Source organism: Kluyvera genomosp. 3, assembly GCF_011765685.1.
Lineage (GTDB): Bacteria > Pseudomonadota > Gammaproteobacteria > Enterobacterales > Enterobacteriaceae > Kluyvera > Kluyvera georgiana_A.
The window spans coordinates 2,813,660-2,826,801 of sequence record NZ_CP050321.1 but is presented as its reverse complement, the minus strand read 5'-3'; the positions used below and the strand labels follow the sequence as shown (position 1 = coordinate 2,826,801).

Annotated in this window: 13 protein-coding genes; 9 read left to right on the top strand and 4 right to left on the bottom strand. The window is 57.4% G+C overall.

Annotated features, from left to right (window positions below; all coding sequences use genetic code 11):
* Positions 1 to 77: 77 nt before the first annotated feature.
* Positions 78 to 2,372, bottom strand: a complete 2,295-nt coding sequence (locus tag GY169_RS13280) for a helix-turn-helix domain-containing protein (protein ID WP_223882096.1) — start codon at positions 2,370 to 2,372, stop codon at positions 78 to 80.
* Between the two features lie 175 nt (positions 2,373 to 2,547).
* Between GY169_RS13280 and GY169_RS13275 the strand changes: the two genes are divergently transcribed.
* Positions 2,548 to 3,720: a M20 aminoacylase family protein gene (locus GY169_RS13275; RefSeq protein WP_167576032.1), complete on the top strand. Its 1,173-nt coding sequence runs from the start codon at positions 2,548 to 2,550 to the stop codon at positions 3,718 to 3,720.
* Positions 3,721 to 3,747: 27 nt separating this feature from the next.
* Positions 3,748 to 5,139 (top strand): MFS transporter, encoded by a 1,392-nt coding sequence (locus GY169_RS13270; RefSeq protein WP_167576031.1) that lies wholly within the window; start codon positions 3,748 to 3,750, stop codon positions 5,137 to 5,139.
* 81 nt (positions 5,140 to 5,220) lie between these two features.
* Here the strand turns inward: GY169_RS13270 and GY169_RS13265 are convergent, their stop codons facing one another.
* From GY169_RS13265 to pspF, 3 genes are all read right to left on the bottom strand, one after another.
* Entirely contained in the window at positions 5,221 to 5,394 is a 174-nt protein-coding gene (locus GY169_RS13265) for a hypothetical protein (protein ID WP_164092385.1), read from the bottom strand.
* Between the two features lie 83 nt (positions 5,395 to 5,477).
* On the bottom strand, positions 5,478 to 6,053 hold the full coding sequence (locus tag GY169_RS13260; RefSeq protein WP_167576030.1) for a hypothetical protein: 576 nt from the start codon (positions 6,051 to 6,053) through the stop codon (positions 5,478 to 5,480).
* A gap of 147 nt (positions 6,054 to 6,200) precedes the next feature.
* The gene (pspF, locus tag GY169_RS13255) at positions 6,201 to 7,175 is read right to left on the bottom strand and encodes a phage shock protein operon transcriptional activator (protein WP_167576029.1); all 975 of its coding nucleotides are present in this window, start codon (positions 7,173 to 7,175) and stop codon (positions 6,201 to 6,203) included.
* 167 nt (positions 7,176 to 7,342) lie between these two features.
* On the opposite strand from pspF, the gene pspA reads away from it, so the two are divergent.
* The 7 genes from pspA to GY169_RS13220 all read left to right on the top strand — a co-directional run bounded on the left by pspA (position 7,343) and on the right by GY169_RS13220 (position 13,066).
* Positions 7,343 to 8,011, top strand: coding sequence for a phage shock protein PspA (gene pspA / locus GY169_RS13250; RefSeq protein WP_163447367.1), 669 nt, complete (start codon positions 7,343 to 7,345; stop codon positions 8,009 to 8,011).
* 52 nt (positions 8,012 to 8,063) lie between these two features.
* Positions 8,064 to 8,288, top strand: coding sequence for an envelope stress response membrane protein PspB (gene pspB, locus GY169_RS13245; RefSeq protein ID WP_035894063.1), 225 nt, complete (start codon positions 8,064 to 8,066; stop codon positions 8,286 to 8,288).
* The gene (pspC, locus tag GY169_RS13240; RefSeq protein WP_163447468.1) at positions 8,285 to 8,644 is read left to right on the top strand and encodes an envelope stress response membrane protein PspC; all 360 of its coding nucleotides are present in this window, start codon (positions 8,285 to 8,287) and stop codon (positions 8,642 to 8,644) included. The genes pspB and pspC overlap by 4 nt, the downstream gene beginning before the upstream one ends.
* Positions 8,645 to 8,658: 14 nt before the next feature.
* Positions 8,659 to 8,877, top strand: coding sequence for a phage shock protein PspD (gene pspD / locus GY169_RS13235; RefSeq protein ID WP_167576028.1), 219 nt, complete (start codon positions 8,659 to 8,661; stop codon positions 8,875 to 8,877).
* 34 nt (positions 8,878 to 8,911) lie between these two features.
* Positions 8,912 to 10,309, top strand: coding sequence for a YcjX family protein (locus GY169_RS13230; RefSeq protein WP_163447369.1), 1,398 nt, complete (start codon positions 8,912 to 8,914; stop codon positions 10,307 to 10,309).
* Positions 10,306 to 11,373 carry a YcjF family protein gene (locus GY169_RS13225; RefSeq protein WP_167576027.1) on the top strand — a complete coding sequence of 356 codons (1,068 nt, stop codon included), beginning with the start codon at positions 10,306 to 10,308 and terminating at the stop codon, positions 11,371 to 11,373. Before GY169_RS13230 ends, GY169_RS13225 begins: the two co-directional genes overlap by 4 nt.
* A 124-nt stretch (positions 11,374 to 11,497) precedes the next feature.
* Complete coding sequence (locus GY169_RS13220) at positions 11,498 to 13,066, top strand: ABC transporter substrate-binding protein (protein WP_167576026.1); 1,569 nt, start codon at positions 11,498 to 11,500, stop codon at positions 13,064 to 13,066.
* Positions 13,067 to 13,142: the final 76 nt, after the last annotated feature.

Sequence of the window (13,142 nt, the reverse complement as noted above, 5' to 3'; positions counted from 1 at the left end):
TTTCGATTGATCTGCAAAGTGTATCGCACTTACGGCTACCAGGTACAAATGTCTGCGTGCAACTGCTTTAAAAGTCATCAACTCAGTGGGGTTAACTCGTATAACACCAGCGCGTTGCTCTCCAGCGCCTCAACCACCTGCCAGCTTTCCTCCAGCGTTTCTTCGCGCACGCTGAGCGCGGGCCGGGTTGTGTGCGCCAGCCATGTCCAGCTCTCCTCGTCCGGGCCGCTGCTGCTTTCTATCGCCTCCAGCCGCGGGAAAAGCGCGCCATTGTGCTGGTCGAACAGGTGGCGTTTGATTTTCCACTTACCGCTCAGCCCCTGAAGCTGTACCGGGTACTGCTGACGAAACCGCTGAATAAAAGCCTCTTCGCTGGACAGCCACGGATTAAACACCACCGGGTTGCGCAACAGCAGCTGGTAGCGGCCGCGTTGATGCAGCAGTAGCACGTTTTTATCGTTGACCAACACCTCGCCCTGTAAACGTCGCCATAGCCACAGCACCCAATAGATGGGGCGCGTCAGCCCGTGATGGTAGAAGAGCGCCAGGCTGGAGGTATCGAAGGTGCCGTTGCTACGCGCCTCACCCTGCTGGCTGGAGTTAAGCCAGAAGCCGGTGAGCTGTACCTGATCGGCCAGCCCCAGCAGGTTATTCATCAGCAGCGCGCCGCGGAAGAACTCGCCGTTGGTACGCCGGGTTGAGCCGGTTAGCGTGTTCCACGACAGCAGCCAGAGGGGTAACGCGAGCTGGCGCTGGCGTAGAGCGCGCTGGATCTGGCGCACCTTCTGTACCGGGTCGTTTTCGGCGGCGGCCAGTCGGGTGCGGTCGAATGGCTGCTGGTGGAAACGTTCGTTGGCATTGGCCGAGCAGGCGAGAAAATCGGCCTCTCTCAGCAGCGGGGAGGTGAGGATTGCGTCGTCTACGGTATCGTCATCGGTAACGGTAAAGCGGTGGCAGATGCCCAGCTGCGAGTCCGGCGAGCATTGCCGGATCGCCGCTTTTTGCTGTGCCCAGACCTCGGCGCTCGCCTGTGGCGACCAGTGCCAGACGAACTGCCAGCTTGCCAGCGTTGACGGAGGGAAGTGCTGCGCGGCAAGGCGTAAAAACTGGCGCAGTAGATCGGGACGCGTGGTCAGGCTGGTGTGGAGCAGTACCTGCCATCCCATACGGGCAAGGAAAGTAAAAACCTGCTGTAAATGGTACCAGCAGGCGTAGCCGACCATTTGCGGATCGTCCCAGCCGTCGCTGAACAAACGGCTGCTCAGGAAAGGTTCATGGATATCGATCCCGTGGATTGGTATCTGTGCATGGAGCGTCATCAGCGACTGGCGGACATCTTCACGCAACAAATCATCAAGTTCGCGCAGCGTAATAATGAGCTGGCTATGACGCAGCGGCACGCGACGCGACGGCAGCGTGTCGAGGGCAATCCGCCGCGCCTGGAGCGGCGGCTGGAGCGGTGGCGGGCTTTCCCAGTCCTGTTTGCCCGTGTGATTGAGCAGGGCATAGAGCGTCTCGGCGGCCACCGGCAGCGTGCGGTCGGGCGGGTTCTCGCGCGTGCGGTTACGGGCCACCGTGGTCGACTGCTGACGATACTGGCGCGGCGTCATGCCGTGGCGGCGCTTAAACAGATCGCTCATTACGCGCGCGCTGGCAAACCCCTGCTGCTGGGCAATTCGCTGTATCGGTAAAGTGCTTGTCAACAACTGTTCGGCGGCTTTCTCCAGACGCAGCGCGGTGATGTACTGCATAAAACTGACGCCGACTTCTTTGTGAAACAAACGTGAAAGCCAGGCTTCCGACACCCGCTCGCCGCGGGCGATTTCAGCAAGCGACAGGCGCTGGCTGTATTGTGACTCAATCCGCGTCACCACCTGGCGGATACGGTGGCTCCATGTGGACTCATTATTGTGTGATGCGCCCGTTTTGCGTGGCTGCTGAAAATGGGTTGCCAACAGCAGGGCAATTTCGCTGAGCCAGCGGTTTGCCTCCAGCCGGGAGGTGTTTTCAGGGTTGATCACATGGCTAACCAGTAGCTGGCGCATCAGGCTGCGCAGCCGTCCTTCGTGCTCCATCGTGGGGTGTGGAACTTGATAATCAAAGGCAAAAAAATGCGCGTCCAGCCGGGTTAGCCAACTGCTGGCTATCATCAGCGTCATCACCGCATTGGCCTGTTCGCCGCGCAAACGCCAGCGCTGGTTGGGATTGATGATGGCCAGCGCGTTGGTTTGCAGCGTACGCGTGTCGTCGGCACTTTCCAGCACGACCTCCCCATGCAGTAGCCACATCAGCGTTAACGTCTGCTGTTCGTTGTATGCCTGCTGACGAATATCCTGCACCACCACAGAAAAATCACTGATTTGCTGCGCCACCTTTCCGCCCTCCAGTGAAGACAAAAAATAACGGTCTGTTTTTTGTCATAACTAAACCGTATGAAAAATAGTCATTACATTTTCCGTCAATATAAAACAAAAAATCGCCTTTTGTGACCGCTCCGACGTCATAAACTCGACGTTATCACTGTGGAGCAATAAAGGGATAACAAAAATGACACATCCTATCGTTGAAGCATTGCAGAGTCAGGAAGCCGAATTTATCGCGCTACGCCACCGCTTTCATCAGCAGCCGGAGATTGGTTTTCAGGAGCACAAAACCAGCGCCGAAGTGGCGAAGCTGCTAAGCAGTTGGGGCTATGAAGTGGACTATGGGCTGGCGGGGACCGGCGTGGTGGGGACGCTTAAAGTGGGTAACGGCGGCAAAACGCTGGGGCTGCGCGCCGACATGGATGCGCTGCCGATGCAGGAACGCAGCGGCAAAGCGTGGGCCAGCGAAACGGATGGCTGTTTCCACGGCTGCGGACACGACGGTCACACCACTACGCTGCTGTATGCCGCGGAGTACCTGGCGCGCACCCGTCAGTTTAACGGCACATTGCACCTGATTTTCCAGCCGGCGGAAGAGTTGTTGTACGGTGGCCGGGTGATGCTGGAAGACGGTCTGTTTAACAAATTCCCCTGCGACCACATTTTTGGTTTACACAATATGCCGGGGCAGAAGCTGGGCAAAATTGGCCTGCGCGATGGCGCAATGATGGCCTCCTCGGACACGTTGCACATCGAAGTGCAGGGCGTGGGCGGCCACGGCGCGGTGCCGGAGCATACCGTCGATGCCACCGTTGTTGCCTGCCATATCACTCTGGCGCTGCAAACCATCGTCTCACGCAATATCAGCCCGTTTGATCCGGTAGTGGTGACCGTTGGCAGTATTCAGGCGGGACATGCGCCAAATATCATCAACGATAAAGTCCTGATGAAGCTGACGGTGCGTACGCTCAACGAACAGGTCCGCGAAACCGTACTGCAACGTATTCACGACATCGCCGTGGCGCAGGCGGAAAGCTTCAACGCCACCGCCACGCTCACCCACGTCAACGGCAGTCCGGTCCTCAAAAACGATCCCCAGGCAAACCAGATGGTGCGCGATGTGGCGACGTCGCTGTTCGGCGCGGAGTCTATCGGCACGGTGAATCCGTTTATGGGCAGCGAAGACTTCGCGTTTATGCTCGAGCAGAACCCTAACGGCGCCTATTTCACCATCGGCGCGGGCGATGAACCAGACCGCTGCATGGTTCACAACCCGGGCTACGACTTTAACGACAACATCCTGCTGACGGGGGCGGCGCTGTGGTGCGGCCTGACGGAACACTACCTGCGTGGATAAATGACGCGCGCAACATGAGGGCGAGCCATGAGTACCGTGACGTTGAGTGAAACGCAGTATGTCGGCACCGACCGGCTGCTGGCGGGGATTGTGTTGAGCGTATTGACCTTCTGGCTGTTTGCTCAGTCGGTGATTAACGTAGTCCCGGTAGTGAAAAACAGTATCGATATTTCGCTGGAGACGCTCACCCTCGCGGTGAGCCTCAGCGCACTCTTCAGCGGCTGCTTTGTGGTGGCCAGCGGTGGGCTGGCCGACAAATTTGGCCGGGTACGTTTGACGCTGATTGGCCTGGCGTTAAGCATGGTGGGTAGCGCGCTGCTGGTGGTATCTCAGGGGCCGCTGTTGTTCCTGACCGGGCGGGTAATTCAGGGACTGTCTGCTGCCTGCATCATGCCGGCGACATTGGCGCTGATCAAAACGTGGTATGAAGGGCGCGCGCGACAGCGGGCGATCAGCTTCTGGGTGATCGGTTCGTGGGGCGGCAGCGGCCTGTGCTCGTTTGTGGGGGGCGCGATCGCTACTGGCCTGGGTTGGCGCTGGATCTTTGTCTTTTCCATTGCGGCGGCGTTTGCAGCATTTTGGCTGATTCGCGGCACCCCGGAGAGTCGCAGCGCCACCGCGGTGCAGCATAAAATGGATCTCAGCGGCCTGTTGAGCCTCGTGGCGGCGCTGGTGCTGTTCAATCTGTTTATCTCCAAAGGTCACCACTGGGGATGGACCAGCGGCCTGTCGCTGGCGATGCTGACAGGCGCTATTGTGGCGATGACCTTTTTTGTGCGTAGCGGAATGCGTAAAAAAGAGGCGGCGCTGATCGATTTCGCGCTGTTTAAAAATCGCGCTTATAGTGCGGCGGTGCTGTCGAACCTGATGTTGAACGGCGCGATTGGCACGATGATGATCACCAGCATCTGGCTCCAGCAGGGGCGGCACCTGAGCCCGTTCCAGACGGGCATGATGACGCTCGGCTATCTGGTGACCGTGCTGCTGATGATTCGGGTGGGGGAGAAACTGCTGCAACGCTACGGCGCAAGGCTGCCAATGATGGGCGGCCCGGCGATTGCGATGGCGGGGATTTTCCTGATCTCCTGTACTTTCCTCGACACCTGGACCTATATCGTGACCGTCTTTTTCAGTAACGTCCTGTTTGGCCTGGGGCTGGGCTGCTATGCCACGCCTTCCACCGACACCGCCGTCACCAGCGCGCCGGAAAATAAGGTGGGCGTCGCCTCCGGGATTTACAAAATGGGCAGCTCGCTGGGCGGCGCGTTTGGCCTGGCGATGACGGCGTCGCTCTACGCGCTGTTTTTACCCTACGGCATGGCAAAGGCGGCACAATACGCGCTGTGGTTTAACTGTTTGCTGTGCCTGGGGGCCATTGTGGTTAGCGCGCTGATGCTGCCGCGTCGCCGTAAAAACTGATGCTTCCGGCTTTCTGTCACTGATTTTAAAAACAATTAAGGCTCCAAATGGAGCCTTAATTGTTTTTAAAAAACGAGTGAGCTATCCGTAATTGACGAATTTAACTTTCTTTGTCGGTCCGATGATATCCATCTCTTTTTCGCGATGGCCGAGCGTAGCAAGTTTGCTACCATCAATTGCCGTCCAGAAATCCAGCGATTTTTTGGCGGCGGTCATCGCTTTGTTTTTATCGATTTTCTTATGTTGTTTGGTCATATCGCCTCCTCGCTGGCAAGTTGCCGCTGCCTATAATTTTACACCAATGCTGATTACATAACAAACAGTGCCGGGAGCCAGCATTATTCATCAAAGGTGTTCTCCATAGCCTGAACCTTGCTTTTTATTCGCTGTTTGACGTCCACTACGGTGGAGGACATTCGATTTAACCGGGTAAAGTCTTCGGCAAAGCCATATGAGCGGTAGCGCGGTTTTGCTTCATCTGATGGGTCTTGAATCCCGACATCTTCTATCTCTCTCATGTCACAAAAGGTTGTTGCGTACACGAGAGCGATAGTTAATACGTTGCCCGTCAATACTGTCGTCTGGTCGTTGATGAGGTTTTCTAACATGCAGATAGCAAACTCGTCGCGGCGCGGGTCAAATCTACAAATGATTACAGCATGCAAACCGTCGGGTTCGGCGTGGTCAGAAACTTTTAACGTGATATCTAAAATCCCCTCATCGGCACTTCCGCCATAATGTGCCATTGCCCAAGGCCAGTTCAGTACGCTCGTTTCAATACCATTTTGCAGTCTTCTTTTTTCCGCATCACTTAGCACGCCAACAGAAATCCCGAACCATCCAAAAGACTGTAGAACTTGCCGTGTAACCTCAAGGCTCTGTTCATGTGTTTCCTGAATTGATAATTCGCTCACTCCATTTGCCTTTCTTTGCGATTTACGGGGATAAAATGGTAAGGCAGTTATCGCGAAAGGTTAATGAATACCGTGTGTCTGAAATCAGACAATGGATTAGCCAGGAGTGGTGCTCTCAGAATGAAAGCACCAGACGGTCGTGCAAGTTTACAGCGCGTGTTTTTTTAATAACGCCCGCAGTTGGTGATAGGTTAACCCCAGCAGTTCGGCGGCGTTTTTCTGGTTAAACCGGGCCTGTTGCAGACTCTGCTGCAACAGGTCTTTTTCTTGTTCAAGCTGGAACTGACGCAGGTTCAACGGCAGCGTCGGGCCGGTGATTTCCGTTGCGGGTTCGTCGGCGATGGCGGGCTGGCGGCGGAACGGGTCGATAATAATGTCATCCAACGGTTCGTCGATGGATCCGTGGCGATAAACCGAACGCTCGACCACGTTTTTCAGCTCGCGAATATTACCCGGCCAGCGGTAGTGCAGCAGCGTGTCGCGGGCGCGGTCGGTAAAACCGGGGAACAGCGGTAGCTTCAGCTCGCGACACATCTGAATAGCGAAATGTTCGGCCATCAACATGATGTCGCTCTGGCGTTCGCGCAGCGGCGGTAGCAGCACCACATCAAAGGCCAGCCGGTCGAGCAGGTCGGCGCGGAAAGCGCCTTCTTCCACTAATTGAGGCAGATCGGCATTGGTGGCGCACACCAGGCGGACGTTAACCTGCAGCGGCTGGCTGCCGCCGACGCGCTCCAGCTCGCCGTATTCAATCACCCGCAGCAGCTTTTCCTGCACCAGCATCGGCGCGGTGGCCAGCTCATCAAGAAACAGCGTGCCGCCATCTGCACGTTCAAAGCGACCCGGATGACGCTTTTGCGCGCCGGTAAAGGCCCCGGCTTCGTGGCCGAACAGTTCAGAGTCGAGCAGATTTTCGTTCAATGCCGCGCAGTTCAGCGAGATAAACGGCCCCTGCCAGCAGGAGGAGAGGTAGTGCAGACGGTTGGCGATAAGCTCCTTACCCGTGCCGCGCTCGCCGATAATCAATACCGGCTTATTGAGCGGCGCGAGGCGGGAAACCTGTTCCAGCACTTCAATATAACGGTTGGCCTCGCCGAGAAGGGTGTCTTTGTAATCTGCCATGATGAAATTCGCCACTTGTTGGTGTAATTCGCCATTTCACTGTAGGCGTTTGCGGCACAAAATTCAATCACATCGTTTATAATCAATAAGATAAAAAGTTGGCACGGAAGTTGTAATAGTCTTTGCGCAGGGCTAAGCCCGAAACACAGAACTATGAGGATTGAACAATGGGTATTTTTTCTCGTTTTGCCGACATCGTGAACGCCAACATCAACTCGCTGCTGGAAAAAGCGGAAGACCCGCAGAAGCTGGTCCGTTTGATGATCCAGGAAATGGAAGACACCCTGGTGGAAGTGCGCTCCACTTCCGCCCGTGCGCTGGCGGAAAAGAAAGATCTGACTCGCCGCGTCGAACGCGCGCTGGCGCAGCAGGAAGAGTGGCAGGAGAAAGCCGAGCTGGCGCTGCGTAAAGATAAAGAAGATCTGGCACGCGCAGCGCTGATTGAAAAACAGAAGCTGACCGATGTTATCGATACGCTGGAACATGAAGTCACGCTGGTGGATGAAACCCTGGCGCGGATGAAAAAAGAGATTGGCGAGCTGGAGAATAAGCTCAGCGAAACTCGCGCCCGTCAGCAGTCTCTCGCGCTGCGTCATCAGGCGGCGAATTCGTCCCGCGATGTGCGCCGTCAGCTGGACAGCGGTAAACTGGATGAAGCGATGGCTCGCTTTGAATCTTTTGAACGCCGCATCGACCATATGGAAGCTGAAGCGGAAAGCCATCGTTTTGGCAAACAACCGTCGCTGGACCAGCAGTTCGCCGAACTGAAGGCCGATGACGAAATCAGCGAGCAGCTGGCCGCGCTGAAAGCCAAAATGAAGCAGGACAACCAATAATGATTCCGGCGGCACCAACCGTGCCGCTGCTCATAATATATAAGGAGTTTCTATGAGCGCGCTTTTCCTCGGCATTCCCCTGACGTTATTTGTCCTGTTTGTATTGCCGATTTGGCTGTGGCTGCACTACAGCAATCGCTCCCGCTCTGGCGAGTTGTCACAGGGCGAGCAGCAGCGGTTGATGCAGTTAACCGATGACGCAAAGCGGATGCGCGAGCGTATTCAGGCGCTGGAAGCCATTCTGGATGCCGAACATCCGAACTGGAGGGACAAATAATGGCGCTGGATTTTAACAAAAAGCTGTGGCGAATCCCGCAGCGGGGCATGGTGAAAGGGGTCTGCGCGGGTATTGCCGAGTACCTCGACGTGCCGGTGAAGCTGATTCGTATTATTACCGTGCTGGCGATGCTGTTTGGACTCTTTTTCTTTGTCGTTGTCGCCTATGTCATTTTAACCTTCGCCCTCGACCCGATGCCGGAAGGGGTGATGAACAACCCGCATCAGCCCTCCAGCCGCGATTTGCTGGATGCGGTGGATGCGGAACTGGCCGCCGGTGAACAGCGGTTACGCGAGATGGAACGCTATGTGACGTCCGATACCTTTACGTTGCGCAGCCGTTTCCGTCAGCTCTGATACAGAGGTGAATAATGAGCAATAAATGGCAGCGGGCAGGGCAGAAGGTGAAACCCGGTTTGAAAATCGTCGGCAAGCTTGTCCTGCTGACCGCACTGCGCTATGGCCCGGCAGGCGTTGCCGGGTGGGCGGTGAAGTCCGTCGCCCGTCGACCACTGAAGATGTTTCTGGCGGTGGCGCTGGAACCGCTGCTGTCGCGCCTCGCCAAACGCTATTTCCCCATGGCAAAATAGCGCTATCGGCGTTGACAGGAGTGTCTGATAAGCAATGAAGCGACTCAAAAATGAATTCAATGCGCTGGTCAACCGTGGCGTTGACCGGCATCTTCGTCTTGCCGTGACCGGCCTGAGCCGTAGCGGCAAGACCGCGTTTATCACCGGCCTGGTGAATCAACTGCTGAACGTGCATACCGGCGCGCGGCTGCCGCTGTTGAGCGCGGTGCGCGAAGAACGTCTGCTGGGGGTGAAACGTATACCCCAGCGTGACCTCGGCATTCCCCGCTTTACCTACGATGAAGGGCTGGCTCAGCTGTACGGCCAGCCGCCGTCATGGCCAACGCCGACGCGCGGTGTGAGCGAAATTCGCCTGGCGTTGCGCTATAAATCGCATGACTCGCTGCTGCGCCACTTTAAAGAGACGTCCACGCTGTACCTGGAGATTGTCGATTATCCCGGCGAGTGGCTGCTGGACCTGCCGATGCTCAATCAGGATTACCTGACCTGGTCGCGGCAGATGACGGGGCTGCTGAATGGCCAGCGTGGCGAATGGTCGGCCAAATGGCGCGAGCTGTGCGCCGGGCTGGATCCGCTGGCACCGGCCGATGAAAATCGGCTGGCGGAAATCGCCCAAGCCTGGACCGACTATCTGCACCGTTGCAAACAGGAAGGGCTGCATTTTATTCAGCCGGGGCGCTTTGTGCTGCCCGGCGATATGGCCGGCGCGCCGGCGCTGCAATTTTTCCCGTGGCCGGACGTTGACGGCGTGGGAGAGGCGAAACTGGCGCAGGCCGATAAACACAGCAACGCCGGGATGCTTCGCGAACGCTTTAACTACTATTGCGAAAAGGTCGTGAAAGGCTTCTATAAAGATCACTTCCTGCGTTTTGACCGCCAGATTGTGCTGGTGGACTGCCTGCAGCCGCTGAACAGCGGGCCGCAGGCATTTAACGACATGCGCCTGGCGCTAACGCAACTGATGCACAGTTTCCACTACGGTCAGCGCACGCTGTTCCGCCGCCTGTTCTCGCCGGTGATTGATAAGCTGCTGTTTGCCGCCACCAAAGCGGATCACGTTACCGTCGATCAGCACGGCAACATGGTGTCGCTGCTGCAACAGCTGATTCAGGACGCCTGGCAGAACGCTGCCTTTGAAGGCATCACCATGGACTGCCTGGGGCTGGCGTCGGTACAGGCGACGCAAAGCGGGTTGATTGAGGTGAACGGCGAGAAGATCCCCGCGCTGCGCGGACACCGGCTGAGCGACGGTCAGCCGCTGACCGTCTATCCAGGCGAAGTGCCAGCGCGTCTGCCGGGGCAGGCGTTCTGGGATAAACAGGGCTTCCAGTTTGAGGCTTTCCGCCCGCAGACGATGGATGTTGACCAGCCGCTGCCGCATATCCGCCTGGATGCCGCGCTGGAGTTTTTAATTGGAGATAAGCTGCGATGATCGACTCATTTAAACCGCGAATCGATTTCGACGGGCCGCTCGACGAAGTCAAGCCGGAACAGTTTAAAACCGCACAGGCGTTTGAGGGGGATGCGGCGGAAAAATTTGCTCCCGTCGCGCTCGATGCCGACGGTGAGCAGGAAGGGCAGGCCGAAGCCACCGTGGAAGCGGCGCTGCGGCCAAAACGTAGCCTGTGGCGCAAAATGGTGACCGCTGGGTTGACGCTGTTTGGCGCCAGCGTCGTGGCGCAGGGCGTGCAGTGGACGGTCAACGCCTGGCAAACCCAGGACTGGGCCGCGCTGGGCGGCTGCGTTGCTGGCGCGCTTATCGTGGGGGCGGGTGTCGGTTCGGTCGCCACCGAATGGCGCAGGCTGTGGCGGTTACGCCAGCGCGCGCAGGAACGCGATGAAGCGCGGACCTTGATGCACAGCCACGGTGTGGGGAAGGCGCGCGCGTTCTGCGAAGGGTTGGCGCGTCAGGCCGGATTGGATCAGTCGCATCCGGCGCTTCAACGCTGGTACGCAGCTATCCATGAAACCCAGAGCGATCGCGAGGTGGTGAGCCTCTACGCGCATCTGGTGCAGCCGGTTCTGGATGCTCAGGCGCGTCGTGAAATCAGCCGTTCGGCGGCGGAATCGACGCTGATGATTGCCGTCAGCCCGCTGGCGCTGGTGGACATGGGCTTTATCGCCTGGCGCAACCTGCGCCTGATCAACCGCATCGCCAACCTGTACGGCATTGAGCTGGGCTACTACAGCCGCTTGCGCCTGTTCCGTCTGGTGCTGATTAATATCGCCTTTGCCGGGGCCAGCGAACTGGTGCGTGAGATTGGCATGGACTGGATGTCGCAGGATCTGGCGGCGCGTCTGTCCACGCGCGCGGCGCAGGGCATTGGGGCCGGGTTGTTGACCGCGCGTCTAGGCATCAAGGCGATGGAGCTTTGCCGCCCGCTGCCGTGGATCGATAACGACAAACCGCGTCTTGGCGATTTCCGTCGTGAGCTGGTGGGGCAGTTGAAGACCACGGTGCAGAAAGGCAAGACAGCAGCGACGCCGGATCAATAAGCGAAGATAAATAACCTTATTCCAAAATGGCATAAGGTATATCTATACTTAACTTTACTGAAAGTGACATGCGGGGCTAACTTAGCGGATACCGTCAACTGCATGATCACTCTCAGGAAGTCCGATGACCAGAAAACTGCTGCCGTTATTTGTGCTGACCGCGCTGTCAGCCTCCGCGTATGCTGCCACCCCACCGAACACGTTGGTAGTGGCTCAGGGGCTGGACGATATTGTCAGCCTCGACCCGGCGGAGGCCAACGAGCTCTCCAGCATCCAGACGGTGCCGAGCCTTTATCAGCGTCTGGTGCAGCCAGACCGCAACGATCCGGCAAAAATTACGCCGATTCTGGCGGAAAGCTGGCAGGCCGATGCGGCAGCGAAAACGCTGACCATCAAGCTGAAAAGCGACGCGAAATTTGCTTCCGGCAACCCGCTGCGTCCGGAAGATGTCATCTTCTCTTACACCCGTGCCGTGACGCTGAACAAATCACCGGCATTCATTCTCAACGTCCTCGGCTGGCAGCCGGACAACATCGCCAGCCAGCTGAAGAAAGTGGATGACCATACCCTGCAGCTCAGCTGGACCGCCGACGTCAGCCCGGCGGTGGCGCTGAATATTCTGTCCACGCCGATTGCCTCGATTGTGGATGAGAAGCTGGTGGCCGCCAACGTCAAAGGCAGCGACTTCGGCAACGAGTGGCTGAAAATGCACTCTGCGGGCAGCGGTGCCTTCAAAATGCGCGTCTATCAACCGCATCAGGCGATCGTGCTGGAAGCGAACGAAACCTCGCCGACCGGCGCGCCGAAGCTGAAAAGCGTGATCATCAAAAACGTGCCCGATCCGGCCTCCCGTCGTCTGCTGATTCAGCAGGGCGACGCCGACGTGGCGCGCGATCTGGGAGCTGACCAGATTGACGCTCTGCAGGGCAAACCGGGCCTGCAGGTGCTGAGTATTCCTTCCGCCGAGCAAAACTACCTGGTGTTCAACACCGGCAACAGCGCCAACCCGCTGCTGGCCAACCCGGCGTTCTGGGAAGCGGCCCGCTGGCTGGTGGACTATAACGGCATCACTAAAGATCTGCTGAAAGGCCAGTACTTCGTGCATCAGAGCTTCCTGCCGGTCGGTTTCCCGGGCGCGCTGGATAACACGCCGTTCAAATTTGACCCGGCGAAAGCGAAAGAGATTCTGGCTAAAGCGGGCATCAAAGACGCGCACTTTACCCTCGATGTGGAAAATAAACCGCCGTTTATCACCATCGCGCAGTCGATGCAGGCGAGCTTTGCGCAGGGCGGGGTGAAGGTCGATCTGTTGCCTGCCGCCGGCAGCCAGGTTTACGCTCGGGTGCGGGCGAAACAGCATCAGGCGGCGATTCGCCTGTGGATCCCGGATTACTTCGATGCCCACTCTAACGCCAGCGCCTTCGCCTATAACGATGGTAAGTCCAGCACCGTGGCCGGGTTGAACAGCTGGAAAATCCCTGAACTGAACAAAGCGACGCTGGCGGCGGTGGCTGAGCCGGATACCGCGAAACGCCTCGACCTGTACAAAAAAATGCAGGAAGAACTCCAGCGTCAATCGCCGTACGTCTTTATCGATCAGGGAAAAACCCAGATTGTGGTTCGCGATAACGTGAAAGGCTATCAGCAGGGGCTTAACGCCGATATGGTCTGGTACGACCGCGTCACTAAGTAACGCCATCGCTTCAGCGGCCCGACGGCCTCAATCGTCGGGCCGCTGTCGTTCGTTTTATCGTTGATATACGGAATAC